Origin of the sequence: Qipengyuania intermedia (genome assembly GCF_019711615.1) — a bacterium.
Lineage (GTDB): Bacteria > Pseudomonadota > Alphaproteobacteria > Sphingomonadales > Sphingomonadaceae > Qipengyuania > Qipengyuania intermedia.
In genome coordinates, this window is record NZ_JAIGNS010000003.1 from 269596 (window position 1) to 288091 (window position 18496).

Here is an 18496-nt window from a genome sequence, read left to right on the forward strand (position 1 = left end):
TGTCGCAAGGGGCGAAGGGTCAGTCAAATATGCTCGTATCATCGCGCATCCTCGCTTTCCTGGTCCTGAATGGTGGGTTCATCCGGAATGATGTCTTCCGGGTCGATTTCGGGTCCGGCTTCCTCGCCGGTGATCGAGCGGCGCAGCAGGCGCTGCCCGTCGTCGCTGAGCAAGCCAAGCTCGCGCGGGTCGCGGACGGCCGAAGGGTCGTAGAGCGCCTTCATCGAGGTCAGCAGCTGGTAGAACTGGGCCCGGATATTGATGCGGAACTGGATCGGCAGCTTGGCGATCTGGCGGGTGACGATGTTGCGTTTCGCGCCCTCGCCCTGCTGCACGCCGTCGAAGCGCACGCGGGTGACGATTTCGCCGGCCAGCGGCCCTTCCATGACCACACGCATTTGCGAATAATCCATGCTTCGCAGCGCATCGAAGGCGAAATTGGCGATTGCCGAGAGGTCTTCATAGGTCAGGTCGCCGACATAAGAGAGATTGCCTCCCGGCGGACGCGAAATGAGGATGCCTTCGTCGATGCGGCCATTGCCGTCGCTGTCGAAGACGATCGGGACCGTGCCATCGAAGGTGCCGGTAGCGGAGATATTCTCCAGTTCCATTTGCGCCACGAACTGTGCCGCTTCCAGACCGATGATCTCGAAGACGTAGCGACGCTCTTCCTCGACACCGAGGTTGAAGTCGAAGTCCCTCAGAACAAGGCGTCCGCCCATGAAGGGCCAGCTGCCTCCGGCGATAGCGAGCACCTCTCCATTTCGCAGCGCGAACTCGATTTCGCCGTCCAGCACCTCGACGCCAGGATTGATCGAGGCCACGCGAAGCTTCTGGCCCGGCGCCGTCGTCAGATTGAGAAGGTCGGTGAAACGGATGGTCCCGCTCGCGCCTTTTACGGGGCCGAAGGCGGCGGCGAAGTCGAGGCTGTCGGTCGAAAACTCGCCGCTGCTCGTCACATCGCCGTCGGCGGACCAGGCGATCCGCCCCACTCCGTCGATAGAACCGTCCGCATTGGCAATAACCCCCAGCGCAAGCGGCGTCAGGTCCGCGAATTGCAGCCGGTCGTCGAACAGCAGGTCGTCCACCACGAGCCGGGCCGAACCTGCGCCCGTGCCGAGATTATGGTCGATATCCACTGCGGTAACGAGACGGTCGCTCTCCGGTTCGCGCAGGTCGGCTTGGGCGGTGATGAGATTGTCGCGCAGGGCAAGCGATGCCTCGCGCGCTGCAAGCGGCTCGAACCGGTCTGGCTCCGCCCTGTCGAGCAGGCGGAACGCGGCATCGGCGATGGCGAATACGCCGCCCGAATAGGACCATGCGCCGCGCGCTTCGCGAATATCCAGTGGCACGGATGCAAGGGTGATCTCCGCATCGGAGAAACTTCCCTCAATGTCGTCGCCAAGCCGCGCGTCGAGGTCGGTGATTGCGAAGCGGCTAGCCGTGCCGTCGGGCCCGAGCACGATATCGAGATCGCGCGCCTTCACCACGCCGGGCCATGCGAAAGCGACCGGCCCGCTCGCTATGCTGATCGGCGTGTCCGCGAGGGTCCCCTTCACATTGAGCTGGGGCGCACCCGCAGCGAGCTGCAGGCCTCCCGCCCCGTAAGCGAGGATAGGTTTGCCCGGCGGCGGGCATAGGGTCAGGCCCGGACCTTCGATATTGAGGTTCGAAAACGCGACCCGGCGGAAGGCCAATCGCGTGCAATCCCGCCATAGCGCCAGGTTTCCACCGGGTTCGTACCTGCCTGACACGGGCATGGAGAGGCTGTCGATTGCGCCGCCGGGGAGCGGTCCGCTAGCCTCCACTTCACCCGAAAAGCCGAGTGCGCCGCGGTCGGACTGGACGATCGACAGGCTCGGAATGGCGAGCCGTGCGACACCCGCTTCGTAAAGCGCCATGGATAGGCGGAATGCAGGGCCGCTCTGGGTCCGGCGCTCCATCCGTCCGGAAATGCGCGGAATGCCCGGCCCTCCGGTCGCCAGATTGCCCGAATAACGCATCGGGGCATCGCCCTGCGTACTTGCCTCGAACCGCGAGACGGAAAGCAGCCTTGCGCCCTGCCCTCCACGAACTTCGGCTTCGGGAACGAGGAGGGTCAGCGCATCGTCCGTACGGCTCACACGAACGCGTCCCCGGAGCGAGCTGCCCCTGGTCTGTGCCTGCAGTGCAGCGGCGATCTTCCGTGCGATCGGTTCGACAAGCGTGCCCTCGCCGGTATTCGCCAGGCTTTCCACAGAGGCGATCAGCGAAGGACCGAGCCGCAGGCCATTGCCTTCTACAGCGCTGTCGATTTCGAGCCGCGAGAAGCCATTCCTGCCGCGAATGTCTCCATCGACGGTCAGCAGGGCTGCCATGACCTGTTCGTTCGCAACACCGCGCGCAGCGATCGTGTAGCTTCCGGCGAGATCGGCATCCCTCATCTGCACGCGCAGATTGCCGGACAGGGATTGGGCAACCACTCCCGGAAGCGTAACGGCATCGGTATCGAACCGCGCGGCAATCTTCGGATCGGCCAGCGAGGGCTCGAGCTCCACCTCCAATTGAGAAGCGATATTCGCGACCGACACGCCCTGGTCCGCGCAGGCGAGCTGTTCGATCCGCAGGGGGCCATCGAAGGCGGGTGCGCCCGATACCGTACTAATCCCGCCAAACAGCGTCGCACGCGACAGATCGCAGCCAGCGACCGCGAAGCTGGGCGCATTGGCCGCAAGCATACCCTCGAAACCGTCGCGCAAGGGGCCCGAGCCTTCCAGTTTCAGCCCCACATTGCCGAAATCGGTTTCCATCAGGCCGCGCCCATCGCGGATAGACAGGTTCAGATCGGGCAGACCGGTTGATTCGCCGCTGTCGTCGAAGACGATCGGGTCGAGCGAGCCGAAACTCAGCTGCCCGTCGCGATATGTGCCGAACAAGCGCGGTGCGACCAGCTCGACGCTGCCGACCGATGGCAATCCGATCCGGTGCTGCAGTTGGAGGATGACTTTCTCGGCCGTAAAATCCGGCCTGTCAGGATCTCCGACCACGACGTTGCGAAGGATTTGCGTCTGCCGGCCGATCCTCTCGATCTCGTAAGTCGCCTCGATACCGTAAGCATCGAGCTGGTCGCGGATGAAGTCGTCGGCGATGGACTCGCGGCTCGACCACGCGGTCAGCGAAAGAACCAGCAGCACCAGCAGCGTGAGGCCGGGCGCGGCATAGCGTTTCTTGCGCCACCGCGGCCGGGAATCGGAATTTTTGGGCGGTGCGACCTCTTCCATCGCGAGCACACTTGCGCCCATCGCAACGCGAAGGCAATGCAAGCATTTGAAAGGTCGCGCTTCGGGGGTCGGATTTGTCGCAGGATAGCAACAAGGAAAAACCGCACGCCGGCGCGGGTCATCGCGAGCGGCTGAGAAGCCGCCTGCTCAACGGGGGGGCAGAAGCGCTGGCCGATTACGAACTGCTCGAATACCTGCTGTTCGGCGCATTCCGGCAGGGGGATACGAAGCCGTTGGCCAAGCGCCTGATCGAACGGTTCGGATCCTTTTCAGCCGTGTTGAATGCCGATCCGGGTGCACTGGCACAGGTCAAGGGAATGGGCGAAGCCAGCGCCGCAACGCTGCACGCCATCGCCTTGTCGGCCCGCCGCATGGCGCGCGGGGCGATTGAACAGAAACCGGTCCTTGGCAGCTGGCAGGCGCTGATCGACTATCTCGCCATCGACATGAGCCATCTGAAGCACGAGCGCGTGCGCGTGCTTTACCTGGACACCCGTAACCGGCTTATCCTCGACCACCTGGCGGCAGAAGGGTCTATCGACGAGGCTGCGATCCATCCGCGCGAGGTTATCCGCAAGGCCTTCGACATCGGCGCGTCCGCTCTGATCCTGGTCCACAACCACCCGAGCGGCGACCCCGAACCCAGCCGTGCCGACATCCAGATCACCAACCGCATCGCCGAGGCGGGACGGCTGCTGAACATCACCGTGCACGACCACGTGATCATGGGGCGCGGCAGCCACGTATCGCTGCGCGCCAAGGGCTTGATCTAGGCGGCAGCCTCAGTCCTTGGGGACGACCCCGTGCATCGCGTATTTGGCGGCCAGCTCCGGTGCCATGCGCAGCGCCCGCTCGACATCGGTACGTCCGGCCTTGTCACCTTTTTCAAGGCGCACGATCCCGCGAAGGTATAGCGAGGCGGAGAGGCCCGGCGCCAATTCCAGCGCGCTGTCTAGGTCGCTTAACGCCGCGTCGTAATCGCCCATCCGGTAGCTGACCATTGCCCTGCTATCGAGCATCGGTGCGCTGTTCGTCGCGCGTTCGATTGCTTTCGTGCAGGAGGACAGGGCGCCTTCCGGCTGGACATTGAAGAGCCCGCGGAACCAGCAATCGGCATTCAGGACCGACGCATTGGTCGGCTTGTCGGCCACTTGCTCTTCCAGCGCCGCGATCGCATCGTCCGTCCGCCCGGCAAGCCCGGCCACAGTCGCGAACGTACTGGCATAGGAGCCTTCCTCGTCGTCGCTGACCGGCAGGTCTTCGAGCAGGGCGAGTGCCTCGTCGCGCTTCCCGCCATAAGCCAGCAGCTCTGCGAGATTGAGCGCGAAATACGTGCTCGGATCCAGGTCGTAGGCGGCCTGTGCATCGGCAATTGCGGCTGCCCGATCGCCGAGCGCCTCGTGAACGCCGCCGCGCCAGCTGTGCAGATATGCGCTCGGCTGGTTGGCGATGAGCGTGTCGAGGTCGGCGAGCACCCCCTCCCAGTCGAAAATCTGCGCCTTGAAGGTTGCCCGCTGGGTAAGCGGTCCCCAGTCGTCGGCGGCCGAGAAATCCACCGCACGGTCATAGGCATCGAGGAGTGGTTTCACGCGCTTGGCCAGCGTGGCGCTATCGACTTCCCAGCGCCATGCGAAATCCTCTGGCGCAAGTACCTCGGCCTCCAGCGCGTTGAGCTGGCGCACCTTGCGCTTATGCGCCGGAAGCTCGGACGCGGGGATTTCGCCCAGGTCGTTCCAAACGTCGACACTGAAACGGATGACATTCCCTTCGATAGCGCGCGTGCCGTAGATGGCGGTGTTCGCAAAGCCTTCGTCGATTACGGCGTCGCCCGTCACCTCGAAATCGTCCATCCCCTCCGGCAGGATGACGGAGGCGTTGACGCGGTTGTATTGCGGCCCGCCGGTCTGGACCGGGATATTGCGCCATTCCGCACGCGCACGGTCGGGATTGAAGGCGAACTTGTCGGTCTGGTCGGATGCGAGACGCATACGGCCGTCAGTCCAGGAGAAGTCGCTGGCCATGATGCCTTCGGCGGTCAGGATGCCTACGGCCCGGTCGTCGTCATAGGAGAGGGAAACCGATGTCAGCGCCCCGCCCGGCCCCGACGCGAAACTCGAAGCGAACCGCTTGAGCTGCTCCTCGTCGGCTTCGTCCGCCGCCGCCCTGAGCGTTGCGCCCTGCGGTCCCGAGATCCGCATCGTCAGTGAAAAGAGCGCGGGAAAATCGATCCCGGCCGAATAATCGGTGGTGGCCTCCATCACCATGTCGGGCGACGCCTTGCGCCGCTGCGTCATCGGGACGAGGTCCGCCCCCGCTTCCGGCAATGGCAGGGCATAGAAGAATGCCGGTACGTCGGCGATGTTGGACAGGCGCGTCGCCGTGCTCGTCCCGTCGAGCCAGTAATCCGTGCCGCCGATGTTTGCGCGCACAATCATATGATCGAAATTGCCGGGGATCGGCAGAAGCTCGGGAATGGCATCGCCGCCCTGTGTAGACACGAGCACCGGGATCGCTTCGATACCCATTTGCGTCAGCAGGGAATACAGCAGGACCGACTTCGCCTTGCAGTCCCCGTACCGTTTCTCCCAGGTTTCATCCGCCGACTGCGGCATGTAATTGCCGCCGTCGAGACCGTTGAGCAGGTAGCTGACCTCGTCCTGCACCAGCCGCACCGCAAGCACCGTGCGCTCCAGCGGATCGCTGGCAGCCGCCATGATCTCGCGCGCCTTGGCAGCGACTTCGCTGTCTTCGGCGACCTGCGCCGCCTTCCCGTAATGCGGAGCGAATGCCCGCGAGAGATGCTGCCAGTCCGCGAAGGTTCCGACCCGCAAGATCGGATCGCGATTGAACCGCGACGGCGCGTCGCCCGGCATCTCGGGGAGCTCGTCGATCGGCAGCGCGATTGTGAGCGTATTGTAGCCGTCTACAACTACAGGAGGCTCTACTCCGGCTACATCTTCGGCCCGCCAGTATACCTTATCGTTCTGCGGCCAGCTGACGATCGCGCGGGAGAATCCGACCTGCCACGGCTCCTGGAAAAGGTATTGCGACGCCTGCATTTCATCGCCGAGAGCCTGGTCGTCCACGGTGACGGAATGCGTCACGCGCAGGATGTCGTCGACCTGCAAACCCGATACGGCAAGCGTTGCGGTAAGCTGCCCGTCTAGGAGGCGCTGCTCCAGCCCACGCTCGCGGCGGATCACCTCGAATTCCGTACCGCCCTCGATGACATCGATACGCTCACCGGCGCGAATGATTTCGACGCGGTGCACCGTCAGGTCGCCCTTATCCGGTTGCCAGGATAGGGAAATCGTCCCGTGGTCCATCAGCAATTCGGGGTTGTCGATCCGGATCGCGCTGTCTTCGTATTCGGTGACGACACCATTCTCGAGACGCTGCTGCCAGTCGTAGATAAGCGACGACGGACCGTCCTCCACATCCACCAGGTCGAGCGATGCCGCGTCGATCCATTCGGGGGCCGGCCCATAAAGAATGGCATCGCCTGCATTGGCGGGCGCCGCCAGAATGACTGCCATCGCGGCCGATGCGGCGAGGGTTTTTCGCGAAGTTCGAAGTATCGTCTGATCGTTCATGAAGAACAACTTACCGCAATTCGAAGCACATGCAACGACAGTGAGTGACTGCGTGAAACCGCCTGTTCACCAATATTTCGAATGCATGCCGCCCCTCCCCTTGCCAGCGCGCCCACCCTTGCCTAGCGCGCAGCCCTGCACCGCAATCCCTAGACTCGGAGTCGACCCATGGTCCCCCGCTACGCCCGCCCCGCCATGACCGCCATCTGGGAGCCGGAGGCGAAATACCGCATCTGGTTCGAGATCGAGGCGCACGCGACCGAGAAACTCGGCGAGCTTGGCGTAGTCCCCAAAAGCGCGGCAAAGGCCCTTTGGGACTGGTGGGCAACCAATCCCAAGATCGATGTCGAGGCCATCGACGCCATCGAAGCGGTGACCAAGCACGACGTGATCGCCTTCCTGACATGGGTCGCAGAAAATGTCGGCGATGAAGCGCGTTTCATGCACCAGGGCATGACCAGCTCCGACGTTCTGGACACCACGCTGGCGGTCCAGCTGGCGCGATCGACCGACTTGCTGCTCGAAGATCTCGACCAGCTGCTGGCCGCGATCAAGCGCCGCGCGGAGGAACACAAGTATACCCCCACCATCGGTCGCAGCCATGGCATTCATGCAGAACCAGTCACCTTCGGCCTCAAGCTGGCACAGGCCTATGCCGAATTCGACCGCTGCAAGACCCGCTTGGTCGCCGCGCGCGAGGAAATCGCTACCTGCGCAATCTCGGGCGCGGTCGGCACCTTCGCCAATATCGATCCGAGCGTCGAAGAATATGTCGCGGAAAAGCTCGGCCTTAAGCCGGAGCCGGTTTCCACGCAGGTCATCCCGCGTGATCGCCACGCGATGTATTTCGCCACGCTCGCGGTGATCGCCGGATCGATCGAGCGCGTCGCGGTCGAAATCCGCCACCTGCAGCGCACCGAAGTTCTCGAGGCCGAGGAATTCTTCTCGAAGGGGCAGAAGGGCTCGTCGGCAATGCCGCACAAGCGCAACCCGATCCTGACGGAGAACCTGACCGGCCAGGCCCGCATGATCCGCGCCTATGCCCTGCCTGCGCTGGAGAACGTGGCGCTATGGCACGAGCGCGACATCTCGCACTCTTCGGTTGAGCGTTTTATCGGCCCCGATGCAACCATAACACTCGATTTCGCCCTCGCCCGCCTGACCGGCGTGATCGACAAGCTCCTCGTCTATCCCGAGCGCATGCAGGCCAACATGGATCGCATGGGCGGGCTCATCCATTCGCAGCGCGTGCTGCTCGCCCTCACCCAGAACGGCGTGAGCCGCGAGGACGCCTATCGCCTCGTCCAGCGCAACGCGATGAAGGTTTGGGAATCGGATGGCAGGCTCATGCTGCTCGACCTGCTCAAGCAGGACGAGGAAGTGACCGCTGCGCTGACCAACGAGCAGCTCGAAGAACGCTTCGACCTCGATTACCATTTCAAGCAGGTCGATACGATCTTCGACCGCGTTTTCGGCTGAGCCTTGCGACACGTCTGGTGTGCGCCTAGCATTGCCGAAAAACCGGTGAGGGGTAGCTAAGAAATGCAAATCGTCCGAACGATCCTCTGGATTGCACTGCTAGTGGCGATCCTCGCCTTTTCCTTCGGCAATTGGGACAAGCAGATCGATGTGCGCATCTGGCCCGGCATCGTCTGGGACACCCGCGTGCCTGCCCTCGTCATCGTGTCTTTCCTGATTGGGATCGTGCCGATGTGGCTTTACCATCGCGGCGTGCGCTGGCGTCAAACGCGCCGAATTACCGCGCTTGAACAGGCGACCGCACAGATGGCCGCTCCGCGCGCCGATGAACGTCCCGCTCCTGCAGCCGAATCCTCCATGGCGACCTCCACCACGGCAGAACCCGCAAACCCCGTAGATCCAGAACCCGAAACGCGGTCATGAGCAACCCTGTCTATCTCGCACTCGACGTTCCTCGCCTGCGCGATGGAGTTGCGTTGGCAGAAAAGGTCAAGGCGCATGTCGGCGGGATAAAGCTGGGGCTGGAATTCTTCTGCGCCCACGGCGCGCACGGGGTGCACATGATCGGGCAGCTCGGACTGCCGATCTTCCTCGATTTGAAGCTATACGATATCCCGAACACCGTGGCCGGCGCGATGCACGCGATCCACCAGCTCGAACCTTCCATTGTTACCATCCATGCCAGCGGCGGGCGTGCCATGATGGAAGACGCCAAGGCTGCTGCGGGAGAGAACACGAAGGTGGTGGGCGTGACCATGCTCACCAGCATGGATGACCGCGACCTCCAGCGCACCGGCGTCCAGGGCACGGCGCACGACCAGGTCATGCGCCTTGCGGAACTCGCCAAGGACAGCGGGCTCGACGGGATCGTGTGTTCAGGTCACGAGGTGAAAGCCGTGCACGACCAATGGAAAGACGGCTACTTCGTCGTCCCCGGCTTGCGTCCGGCAGGCAGCGCGGTCGGCGACCAGAAGCGCGTTGTAACCCCGCGCCAGGCGCGCGACGACGGCGCCAGCGTGCTAGTCATCGGTCGCCCCATCAGCCGCGCAGACGACCCCGCAGAAGCGGCCCGCGCGATCGAGGCCACTCTTTGACTTCAATTGTCGAGGCATCCCTTGCGGATGCCGCCGAGATCAAGCTCCTTATCGAGAGCGCCTATCGCGGCGACAGCGCGCGGCAGGGCTGGAACCACGAAGCCGACCTCCTCGACGACGAACGCACCTCGCTCGAAGAGATCGAGCGCCTGATTGAAGACGAGAAAGTCAGCTTCCGGCTTGCCCGCGACGACGCGGGAACACCGCTTGGCTGCGTTGCCGTGACACAGCTCGACGCGGCAAGCGGCTATCTCGGCATGCTGTGCGTCGCGCCCACGTTGCAGTCGAGAGGGCTTGGTGGAAAGCTGCTCGAAGCGGCGGAACTGGCAGCTTTGAAACGCGGCATAGAAACGCTCGAAATGACTGTGATTACACAGCGCTCCTCCCTGATATCCTGGTACGAGCGGCGCGGATATGAGCGGACGGGTGAAACGCGCCCTTTCCCGGTCCCGCGCGATCCACCGCTGGAATTCGCCGTGCTGGCAAAGCGGCTTTCGGGCTCCTAGGTTCTGCTCATGACCAGCGTAGCCATCAAGATCTGCGGGATTTCGACCCCTGAAGCCCTCGACGCGGCGATATCGGCCCGTGCCGATTTCGTAGGACTGGTGTTTTTCCCGCCATCCCCGCGCAACGTCGATGGTCATGCTGCGGCGGCACTTGCCGCGCGTGCAGGTTCGTCCATCAGGCGCGTCGGCCTGTTCGTGGACGCAGACGATGGCCTTATTGCCGAGAGCGTCAAGGCCGGCCGCCTCGACGCCATCCAGTTGCACGGCGAAGAAACACCTGAACGCGTCGCGCAGGTGAAGGATCGGTTCGGCTTACCCGTCTGGAAAGCCATTCCCGTCGCAACCGGGAAAGACGTCGAAAACGCAGAGGCGTATAAAGGGATTGCCGATCTGCTGCTGTTCGACGCTCGGACGCCGAAGGACGCGGCCCTCCCGGGCGGCATGGGGCTCAGTTTCGACTGGTCGCTCTTGTCCGGCTGGCGCGGCAGGCCCGGATGGGGCCTCGCTGGCGGACTTTCTCCCGCAAATGTGGCAGATGCGCTGGAACGGACGGGCGCGCCATTGCTCGACACTTCCTCCGGTGTAGAGACCGCGCCCGGCCAGAAGGACCCGCAAATGATCCGCGCCTTCTGCGATGCAGCGCGCAACGCTTGACGCGCTACACAATCCTGCTATGCGCGCGCCTTCGCTAATTGGCTCCGCACCCCGGTGAAGCGGTAGCCGCGCTGGAATACTGTTCCAGCGGTGCGATGCCGGGTTGGATGGCGGACATTGGGTTCGCTCAGCAAATTGAAGGAAAGACTTATGTCGAAGCGCAAGAGCGCCAAGTACAAACTCGACCGCCGGATGGGTGAAAACATCTGGGGTCGCCCGAATTCCCCGGTCAACAAGCGTTCCTACGGCCCCGGCCAGCACGGTCAGCGCCGCAAGAGCAAGATGAGCGACTTCGGCCTGCAGCTGCGCGCCAAGCAGAAGCTCAAGGGCTACTACGGCGACGTGACCGAGAAGCAGTTCAAGCGCACCTACAAGGAAGCGTCGGCCATGAAGGGCGACACCGGTCAGAACCTGATCGGCCTGCTCGAACAGCGTCTCGACATGGTCGTCTATCGCGCCAAGTTCGCTCCGACCATCTTCTCCGCCCGCCAGATCGTGAGCCACGGCCACATCTACCTCAACGGCGTGAAGACCAACATTGCCTCTGCCCGCGTCAAGGTCGGCGACGTCGTCAGCCTCGGCAGCAAGGCCAAGGAAATGGCTCTCGTCATCGAAGCGCAGAGCCTGCCCGAGCGTGAAATTCCCGACTACGTCGCACCCGACGGCAACGACAAGGTGACCTTCACCCGCGTGCCGAAGCTCGACGAAGTTCCCTACCCGGTCACCATGGAACCGAACCTCGTCGTCGAATTCTATTCGCGCTGATCGCTTCGGCAACGAAACACGAAAAGGGCGGTCCTGCGGGGCCGCCCTTTTTCGTTTCGATTGGTCGTATTTTCAAGAAGTTGCGGGAACCCGATTACGTGGCCGCGTTGTGTCGATGCTATGGTCTTCTATCGCTTCGTTACACGCAACCGCATCGGCAAATGGTATGCCTCGCTCCCTGACGCGCAGCGCAATGCAAACGCGATCGGCGCTGGCTTCACAGGGCCCGGCGGCAGCTTCACGGCCTATCGCGGGACGATCCTTGAAATGCAGGAAAAGCCCGGTCAGCGCGAATGGGCCAAGCGCAAGGACCAGTAGATCATTGCCAGGATGATCGCGGTGATGAGACCGCCCCAGAACCAGTACGGCAGGAACAGCGCCTGCGCGATGTGACCGGTATCCGAAAGCTGTGGCCGCCCGCCGAGCATGCCGCCCTGGCTGAACAGGTAGCCGAAGTCGCGATAGATGCTGATGCAGCCCTGCACGCCGAGGAATTGCACTGCAAAGTGACGATGGTCCGGCCTCGATTTGAATGCCAGCCAGAGACACGCGAGCCCCACGGCGGGGAGCACAAGCCATCCCGTCAGCGATCGCACCCATATCAGCGTCGATAGAAGCAAGACCCCTCCCAGAACCGCCAGAGCATTCCGCGTAGCGCGCCTCGTGCGTGATGACAGGATGAGGGCGCATCCTGCGAATGTCGGTCCCAGAAGCCCGGCTGCTGCGATCAAAGCGCTCGACAATCGCGACGGCGGACCCGCGGACAAATGCGCCGCATAGCCCGAACCATTGGGGAAAATGACCAGCCGCTCGAAGTCGTGGCCGAAGGCGATTGCGGCCAGGCCGTGGCCCATCTCGTGAAACCACGTCGACAGGATGGTGAACGGATAAAGCAGGTATCCGCCATAGGGAGAATGCCACAGGAGGATGGTAACGACCGCCATGACCACAAGCGCGGTTATCTCGCTCCGGTCATTGGGCCGGAGCCCTCCACTTGCGCGCCACGTCGTCATTCTACGCCTTTCCCCGTCATCACGCCGGGATTTCCTCGCCATCATAGGCGAAGCACTTGCCGCTGTCCGAAGGGTCGAGCGACGCAAGCACGTCGAGTAACATCCGTGCGGAGTAGTCAGGCGTGAAGAGTTTGCCTTCCGGAACATTGCGCTGGAACGGCTCGCTCAACCGCGTGTCGACCGTGCCGGGATGAAGGCCAACGCAGAAAGCCTCCGGCTTCTTGCGCGCCAGTTCGATCGACAGGCTCCGGATCATCATGTTGAGCGCAGCCTTGCTTGCCCGGTAGGCATACCAACCACCCAAACGATTGTCGGATATGCTCCCCACCCTCGCGGAAAGCGCCGCAAAGCCGCCACGCCTATCATCGGGCAGGAGCGGCAGGAAATGTTTGGCGACCAATGCGGGCCCGGTGACGTTGATCGCGAAATTGCGCGCCAGGTTATCCGCTTCGAGGTGACGCCAGTCTTTCTCCGGTCCGCTGCCTTCGTCGTGAAGGAATCCGGTCGCCACAAAGACCAAGTCTAACGGGCCGTCCTCGCCTGCAAGTCTCGCTGCATCGGCGATGCTCTTTTCGTCCTCGAGGTCGATCTGCGCACCATCTCCGGAACGAGACAGCTGCAGCACCTTCGTGCCCCCCGCTTCCAGCCTGTCGGCAATCGCCGCGCCAATGCCGCCGGAGGCGCCGATCACAGCTGCGCGGCGCCAGGTCACTGCTTGGCGTCTCCGAGGTAATCCCTGCGAAAATCGGCGGCAAAGGCAGCGAAAGTACCGCCTCCAATCGCATCGCGCATGCCCTGCATCAGCTGCTGGTAGAATGCGATATTGTGTTCGGTCATCAGCATTGCTCCCAAGATTTCTCCCGACTTCTGCAAGTGATGGAGATAGGCACGCGAATAGGTTGCGCAAACCGAACAGGCGCATTTCTCGTCTAGCGGTCCCGTGTCCTCGGCGAACCGCGCATTGCGAAGGTTCAAGGGGCCATGCCAGGTAAATGCCTGCCCGTTTCGTCCCGAACGGCTCGGCAGGACGCAATCGAACATGTCGACCCCGCGCTCGACCGCGCCGACGAGGTCGTCGGGCTTGCCGACGCCCATGAGGTAGCGAGGCCGGTCCTGTGGCAATTGGCCCGGCGCGAAATCGAGCGTGGCGAACATAGCCTCCTGCCCCTCGCCCACGGCAAGGCCGCCGATCGCGTAACCATCGAAGCCGATATCGGTGAGTTTTTCTGCGCTAATCTTGCGCAATTCCTGGTCTAGGGCGCCCTGCTGGATACCGAACAGGGCAGATCGCTCGGCGTGCTCTCCTCCCGCATCGAACCCGTCCCGGCTCCGCTGTGCCCAGCGCATCGACATTTCCATGCTGGCCGCGATTTCGTCACGCGGGCGATCGGCGCGCGGACACTCGTCGAATGCCATCACGATGTCCGAGCCGAGCAATCGCTGGATTTCCATCGAGCGCTCGGGCGTCAGCATATGCTTCGACCCGTCGATGTGGCTGCGGAACTCGACACCTTTTTCGGTAAGCTTGCGCAGGTCCGACAGGCTCATAACCTGGTAACCGCCGCTGTCGGTAAGGATAGGCCGGTCCCAATTCATGAATTTGTGGAGCCCGCCCAGCCTGGCGACACGCTCGGCACCCGGGCGAAGCATCAGGTGGTAGGTGTTACCGAGGATGATGTCCGCGCCTGTTGCGCGTACTGTCTCGGGCTTCATGGCCTTGACAGTGGCAGCAGTGCCCACGGGCATGAATGCCGGCGTGCGGATGTCGCCGCGCAGCATGGAAATCCGCCCGGTACGCGCAGCGCCGTCCGTCGCGTCGATGGTGAACTGGAACCGGCTGGCCATGTCAGAACCCGTAAATGAGAGTGGCGCGGGTCAGCGTGTCGGTCGAAACCTTTCCGACAGGCGGATTGCTGTCGTAATCGATCTGGTACGACAGTCGCGAGCGGAGGCGATTGCTGATTTCGAAATCGAGGCCGCTGACGAAGGTCAGGCTAGTGTTCGATCCATCGACGATCAACTGCGCCTGCCCGCCCGTTTCGGCCAGCGCATTGGCGTCCTGAGTAAACGAAAGCCGTTCGAAAATCTGCCAGTCGAAATCGAGGCCTGCGAGGGCCGCGATGCTGTTTTCCGTCCGGCCGTCGGTATATTCGGTCACGCGGTATGCAGGGCCGGCCTTTACCGACAGGTTGAGCGTGTCGCTGTCCACCAGCTTGTAGCCCACACCGCCCGAGACCGCATAGCGACCCGAAAAACCCTGGATCTTGTCGCGCTCGTATTGCGCGAGGCCGTAGACGAACATGCGGTCGTTGAATTGCCAGCGCGGTTCGTAGGCGAGCAGATATTGCTCGCGGCTCGTCTGGCCGTTCTGGCGCTGGTAATCGAGGCGCGCCCGCAGGCGGTGGCTCCAGTCGATCCCTTCGCGCTTCATCTTGAGCGACGCCGCGATGCCGACACTGTCGGTATTGCCGGAGGACTGGAAGCCACCGATCTCGCCCTCGCCCGACCACAGGTCGAGCGCCCCGGCATTCTCTATCGCGGCGATCCGCGCTTGCTCGGCCTCGGCATTGCGTTTCGCAAGAGTAGCCTTCCAGCCGTTCTCCAGCGTGTCGATTTCACTGGTATCGTCCGGAAAGCTCGAGCGGGCGACCGATATCACGGCATCCACCTTGGCGGCATCGCCGGTGGCGATTGCGTTTTCGATCATCGTCCGGGCGGCTTCGGGAAGCTCGGCGCTGGCGGGCACAGCCAAGCACCCGACCAAAAGGGCTATCAGGATATGACGCAGGTTCTTCATGGCGCCCGCGCCTAGCGTGTCAGGCGCGCAGTCGCCAGCCTGTCTTGAAGATATAGGCGATCACGCCGGTACATGCCGCCAGGAAGGCAAGCGTGATCCCGAAACTGATCCAGATGTTCACATCGCTGCTGCCGTAGAAGGTCCAGCGCAGCCCGCTGACGAGATAGACGATCGGATTCGCCAAGGCGATCGTGTCCCATGGCTTGGGCAGCATGTCGATCGAATAGAAGGTGCCGCCAAGAAAGGTCAGCGGTGTCAGGAACAACATCGGGATGATGCCCAGCTTCTCGAAATTATCAGCCCATATCCCGAGGATGAAGCCAAACAGGCTGAAGGCTGCGGCCACCAGCATGATGTAGATTATCGCTAACAGCGGGTGCGCGATCGAATAGTCGACGAACAGGCGCGCGGTCAGGAGGATGATCGCCGCAAGGATGAGGCTCTTGGTCATGGCCGCCCCGACGAAGCCGATCAGCGTCTCGCCCACTCCGACAGGCGCGCTGAGCAATTCGTAGATCGTGCCGGTGAAGCGCGGCATGTAGATGCCGAAGCTTGAATTGCTCGTCGTCTCGCCCAGCAAGGTCAGCATCAGCAGGCCGGGAATTATGAAGGCGCCGTAATCGACTCCGCCAAGGTCAGGCATCCGCCCTCCGATGGCCGCGCCGAAAACGATGAAATAGAGCGAGGTGGTCAAGACCGGCGCAAGGACGGACTGGAAGGCCGTGCGCAGGAAGCGCATCAATTCGCGCGTGTAGATTGACCAGGTCGAACGCCAATTGATCATGCGGTCTCCCCGTCTTCACCCAGCAGGGTGACGAAAATGTCTTCGAGGCTGCTCTCGCGCGTGTCGATGCCGGTGTAATCGATACCTGCGGCGATAAGGGCCTTGGTGAGCGCTGCGACCTCTTCCTTGCCCTTCCCGGTCCCATCACCGCCCCGGTAGCAGAGCTTGTGACCGCCATCTTCCAGCTCGACAGGGAATTTACACAATTCCGGTGGCAGGGCGTCCAGCGGCTGCGCGAGCGTTATATGCGCTTCCGTCCGGCCGAGGCGCGACATCATTGCGTCTTTTTCGTCTACCATCAGGATGCGGCCGCCGCTGATGATGCCGACACGGTCGGCCATTTCCTCGGCTTCTTCGATGTAATGGGTGGTGAGGATGACCGTCACGCCCCGGTCCCGCATCTCGTCGATGATCCGCCACATGCCCTTGCGCAGTTCGACGTCGACACCCGCAGTCGGCTCGTCAAGGAACAGGAGGTCAGGCTCGTGCGCCAAGGCCTTGGCGATAAGCACGCGGCGCTTCATTCCGCCCGACAGGGCCATGATCCGCTCGTCGCGCTTCTCCCACAGGCTGAGCGAGCGCAGGATTTCCTCGATCCGCTCCGGATTGGGTGGGAGCCCAAAGAGACCGCGCGAATAGGCAACCGCCCGCTTCACCGGTTCGAACATATCGGTGCTGAGTTCCTGCGGGACCAGCCCGATGCGGCTTCGCGCCTTTCGCCATTCGGTCGCCAGGTCGTGTCCGAAAACGCGCATCGTACCCGAGGTAGGCCTTACGAGGCCGCAGACTGCGCCGATCAATGTCGTTTTGCCCGCGCCATTCGGTCCGAGGAGGGCGAAAATCTCTCCCCGGCGGATAATCAGGTCGACATCGTCGAGCGCTTTCAGGCCGCCGGGGTAGACCTTGGTCAGCCCTTCCAGTTCAAGGATCGGTTCCGGACTCAGGATTGCGCTCCTACTCTGCCAGGGCAGCCATTGCGGCGGGGTCGACATACTGGATGTAGGCCAGCAGTGCCTGCATCGAGACGGGATCCATCATGAGCTCTGCCATGGCGATTTCGCCGAGGCGTCCGCCTGCGGCCTGCATCCCCATCTGGTCGCGATTGTTCATGACGACCTTCGCCTGAGCCTTGCAGTCCTTGGTCAGCAAGCGGGCAAAGAGTGCGGCCATCGAGCGATCGACCTGTTCCTTGGCAGCCGTGTCTACCTCGACAAGGCCTTCCATCATGGGCGAGGACGCCATGCTGCCCGCCATCCAGCGCGCGACGAGCGTGCGATCGCTGCCGGTGGTCTTGTCGACCAGGCACTGGCCCAGTTTGGCCGAGGCCTCGTTCGGCGCTGCAACCATGCTTTGCGCCGCGAGCGGTGTGCTGAAGGCGATGGCAGCAGCCGCTGCCAGACCCGTGAGTTTCATTGCGTCCCTCCGTTGGAATGAGGTCGCGACTCGAACCTCGCGGTCACCATAAGCCAAGGATTGGGGGTGCCAAGTTCCTACTGCGGGCCGATCCCCGGTTCAGGGAATGAGAAGTGAAGAGTCGCCGTAGCTGTAGAAACGGTACTCGTTGGCAATGGCGTGGGCGTAGGCCGCCATCATCCTCTCCCTGCCCATCAGAGCACTCACCAGCATCATGAGGGTCGATTTCGGCAGGTGGAAGTTGGTCATCAGGCCGTCAACCGCGCGGAATCGATATCCGGGCGTGATGAAGATGTCGGTGTCGCCTGCGAACGCGCGGATCACGCCATCGGCCTGCGTCGCACTTTCGAGCAGGCGAAGGCTCGTCGTCCCGACAGCTACAACGCGCCCGCCTGCTTCGCGCGCGGCATTGAGCCGGTCAGCAACCTCGGGTTCGATCCGGCCCCATTCCGAGTGCATCGCGTGATCGTCGGTATCCTCCGCCTTGACCGGCAAGAAAGTCCCGGCCCCGACATGGAGGGTCAGGGTTTCCCTGCCCACGCCCGCCTCATCCAGCGCAGCGACGAGTTCGGGCGTGAAATGCAGTGACGCCGTCGGTGCTGCCACGGCACCGTCCTCGGCTGCAAACATGGTCTGGTAGTCTTCGCGGTCCTGCGCATCGGTCTCGCGCTTTCCGGCAATATAGGGCGGAAGAGGCATGCGGCCTGCGCGTTCGAGCAGGACTTCGACCGGTTCGTCTCCCTGGAAAGCCAGGATGAACGAGCCATCGGGCAAGCGCTCTTCGGCGATCGCGGAGACGCCCCCGCCGAACTCGATCAGGTCACCTGACCGCACGCGTTTCGCATTGCGGATGAAGGCTTGCCACCGGCGCAGGTCGACGCGCTTGTGAAGGGTCGCGCCGATCCTCGCCTCGCCCCGACGTCCCTCGAGCTGGGCCGGGATAACGCGGGTATCGTTGAACACCAGCACATCGCCGGCCTTCAGCAGGGACGGAAGATCGCGCACGCCGCAATCGCGCATGGGCCCATCGGCACCCTCGACGACGAGCATGCGGGCGGCATCGCGCGGGCGCGCCGGACGCAAGGCTATGCGTTCGGGCGGCAAATCGAAATCGAACAGGTCTACCTTCATCGCCAGC

18 protein-coding genes are annotated in these 18496 nt (G+C 62.9%); 8 read left to right on the forward strand and 10 right to left on the reverse strand.

The window, feature by feature from the left end; all coding sequences use genetic code 11:
* Positions 1-38 precede the first annotated feature (38 nt).
* Positions 39-3281, reverse strand: coding sequence for an intermembrane phospholipid transport protein YdbH family protein (locus K3179_RS13145; RefSeq protein WP_247713050.1), 3243 nt, complete (start codon positions 3279-3281; stop codon positions 39-41).
* Positions 3282-3334: 53 nt separating this feature from the next.
* Here K3179_RS13145 and radC point away from each other — a divergent pair, with 53 nt between their 5' ends.
* On the forward strand, positions 3335-4033 hold the full coding sequence (gene radC, locus K3179_RS13150) for a RadC family protein (RefSeq protein WP_221566194.1): 699 nt from the start codon (positions 3335-3337) through the stop codon (positions 4031-4033).
* A 9-nt stretch (positions 4034-4042) separates the two neighbouring features.
* Here radC and K3179_RS13155 read toward each other — a convergent pair whose 3' ends face one another.
* Complete coding sequence (locus K3179_RS13155; protein WP_221566196.1) at positions 4043-6796, reverse strand: DUF3857 domain-containing protein; 2754 nt, start codon at positions 6794-6796, stop codon at positions 4043-4045.
* A 225-nt stretch (positions 6797-7021) separates the two neighbouring features.
* On the opposite strand from K3179_RS13155, the gene purB reads away from it, so the two are divergent.
* From purB to K3179_RS13190, 7 genes are all read left to right on the forward strand, one after another.
* Positions 7022-8332, forward strand: a complete 1311-nt coding sequence (purB, locus tag K3179_RS13160) for an adenylosuccinate lyase (RefSeq protein WP_221566198.1) — start codon at positions 7022-7024, stop codon at positions 8330-8332.
* A 63-nt stretch (positions 8333-8395) separates the two neighbouring features.
* Positions 8396-8755: a DUF1049 domain-containing protein gene (locus K3179_RS13165; protein WP_221566200.1), complete on the forward strand. Its 360-nt coding sequence runs from the start codon at positions 8396-8398 to the stop codon at positions 8753-8755.
* Complete coding sequence (pyrF, locus tag K3179_RS13170) at positions 8752-9426, forward strand: orotidine-5'-phosphate decarboxylase (protein ID WP_090479786.1); 675 nt, start codon at positions 8752-8754, stop codon at positions 9424-9426. Before K3179_RS13165 ends, pyrF begins: the two co-directional genes overlap by 4 nt.
* Entirely contained in the window at positions 9423-9932 is a 510-nt protein-coding gene (locus tag K3179_RS13175; protein ID WP_221566202.1) for a GNAT family N-acetyltransferase, read from the forward strand. The genes pyrF and K3179_RS13175 overlap by 4 nt, the downstream gene beginning before the upstream one ends.
* A 9-nt stretch (positions 9933-9941) precedes the next feature.
* Positions 9942-10586, forward strand: a complete 645-nt coding sequence (locus K3179_RS13180; protein WP_221566204.1) for a phosphoribosylanthranilate isomerase — start codon at positions 9942-9944, stop codon at positions 10584-10586.
* A 150-nt stretch (positions 10587-10736) separates the two neighbouring features.
* Positions 10737-11351, forward strand: a complete 615-nt coding sequence (rpsD, locus tag K3179_RS13185) for a 30S ribosomal protein S4 (RefSeq protein WP_090479793.1) — start codon at positions 10737-10739, stop codon at positions 11349-11351.
* Positions 11352-11471: 120 nt separating this feature from the next.
* Positions 11472-11669, forward strand: coding sequence for a hypothetical protein (locus tag K3179_RS13190; RefSeq protein WP_221566206.1), 198 nt, complete (start codon positions 11472-11474; stop codon positions 11667-11669).
* On the opposite strand, the gene K3179_RS13195 is transcribed toward K3179_RS13190, so the two are convergent.
* The 8 genes from K3179_RS13195 to queA form a co-directional block, all read right to left on the reverse strand.
* A complete protein-coding gene (locus tag K3179_RS13195; RefSeq protein ID WP_221566208.1) occupies positions 11636-12364 on the reverse strand; it encodes a M50 family metallopeptidase in 729 nt (242 codons plus the stop codon). The two genes, K3179_RS13190 and K3179_RS13195, sit on opposite strands and share 34 nt — an antisense overlap.
* Positions 12365-12383: 19 nt before the next feature.
* Positions 12384-13076 carry an SDR family NAD(P)-dependent oxidoreductase gene (locus K3179_RS13200; protein WP_221566210.1) on the reverse strand — a complete coding sequence of 231 codons (693 nt, stop codon included), beginning with the start codon at positions 13074-13076 and terminating at the stop codon, positions 12384-12386.
* The gene (tgt, locus tag K3179_RS13205) at positions 13073-14209 is read right to left on the reverse strand and encodes a tRNA guanosine(34) transglycosylase Tgt (RefSeq protein ID WP_221566212.1); all 1137 of its coding nucleotides are present in this window, start codon (positions 14207-14209) and stop codon (positions 13073-13075) included. The genes K3179_RS13200 and tgt overlap by 4 nt, the downstream gene beginning before the upstream one ends.
* A gap of 1 nt (position 14210) precedes the next feature.
* Entirely contained in the window at positions 14211-15161 is a 951-nt protein-coding gene (locus tag K3179_RS13210; protein ID WP_221566214.1) for a DUF481 domain-containing protein, read from the reverse strand.
* Positions 15162-15180: 19 nt separating this feature from the next.
* Entirely contained in the window at positions 15181-15945 is a 765-nt protein-coding gene (locus K3179_RS13215; RefSeq protein WP_090479809.1) for an ABC transporter permease, read from the reverse strand.
* Complete coding sequence (locus K3179_RS13220) at positions 15942-16937, reverse strand: ABC transporter ATP-binding protein (RefSeq protein WP_221566216.1); 996 nt, start codon at positions 16935-16937, stop codon at positions 15942-15944. Before K3179_RS13220 ends, K3179_RS13215 begins: the two co-directional genes overlap by 4 nt.
* A complete protein-coding gene (locus K3179_RS13225; RefSeq protein ID WP_221566218.1) occupies positions 16900-17358 on the reverse strand; it encodes a hypothetical protein in 459 nt (152 codons plus the stop codon). Before K3179_RS13225 ends, K3179_RS13220 begins: the two co-directional genes overlap by 38 nt.
* A gap of 99 nt (positions 17359-17457) precedes the next feature.
* On the reverse strand, positions 17458-18489 hold the full coding sequence (queA, locus tag K3179_RS13230) for a tRNA preQ1(34) S-adenosylmethionine ribosyltransferase-isomerase QueA (RefSeq protein ID WP_221566220.1): 1032 nt from the start codon (positions 18487-18489) through the stop codon (positions 17458-17460).
* Positions 18490-18496 lie beyond the last annotated feature (7 nt).

Coding starts and splice junctions, on each gene's coding strand:
- K3179_RS13145 (WP_247713050.1), bottom strand. CDS start 3,281: ATGGGCGCAAGTGTGCTCGCGATGGAAGAGGTCGCACCGCCCAAAAAT.
- K3179_RS13155 (WP_221566196.1), bottom strand. CDS start 6,796: ATGGCAGTCATTCTGGCGGCGCCCGCCAATGCAGGCGATGCCATTCTT.
- purB (WP_221566198.1), top strand. CDS start 7,022: ATGGTCCCCCGCTACGCCCGCCCCGCCATGACCGCCATCTGGGAGCCG.
- K3179_RS13165 (WP_221566200.1), top strand. CDS start 8,396: ATGCAAATCGTCCGAACGATCCTCTGGATTGCACTGCTAGTGGCGATC.
- pyrF (WP_090479786.1), top strand. CDS start 8,752: ATGAGCAACCCTGTCTATCTCGCACTCGACGTTCCTCGCCTGCGCGAT.
- K3179_RS13180 (WP_221566204.1), top strand. CDS start 9,942: ATGACCAGCGTAGCCATCAAGATCTGCGGGATTTCGACCCCTGAAGCC.
- rpsD (WP_090479793.1), top strand. CDS start 10,737: ATGTCGAAGCGCAAGAGCGCCAAGTACAAACTCGACCGCCGGATGGGT.
- K3179_RS13190 (WP_221566206.1), top strand. CDS start 11,472: ATGGTCTTCTATCGCTTCGTTACACGCAACCGCATCGGCAAATGGTAT.
- K3179_RS13195 (WP_221566208.1), bottom strand. CDS start 12,364: ATGACGACGTGGCGCGCAAGTGGAGGGCTCCGGCCCAATGACCGGAGC.
- tgt (WP_221566212.1), bottom strand. CDS start 14,209: ATGGCCAGCCGGTTCCAGTTCACCATCGACGCGACGGACGGCGCTGCG.
- K3179_RS13210 (WP_221566214.1), bottom strand. CDS start 15,161: ATGAAGAACCTGCGTCATATCCTGATAGCCCTTTTGGTCGGGTGCTTG.
- K3179_RS13215 (WP_090479809.1), bottom strand. CDS start 15,945: ATGATCAATTGGCGTTCGACCTGGTCAATCTACACGCGCGAATTGATG.
- K3179_RS13220 (WP_221566216.1), bottom strand. CDS start 16,937: ATGTCGACCCCGCCGCAATGGCTGCCCTGGCAGAGTAGGAGCGCAATC.
- K3179_RS13225 (WP_221566218.1), bottom strand. CDS start 17,358: ATGAAACTCACGGGTCTGGCAGCGGCTGCTGCCATCGCCTTCAGCACA.
- queA (WP_221566220.1), bottom strand. CDS start 18,489: ATGAAGGTAGACCTGTTCGATTTCGATTTGCCGCCCGAACGCATAGCC.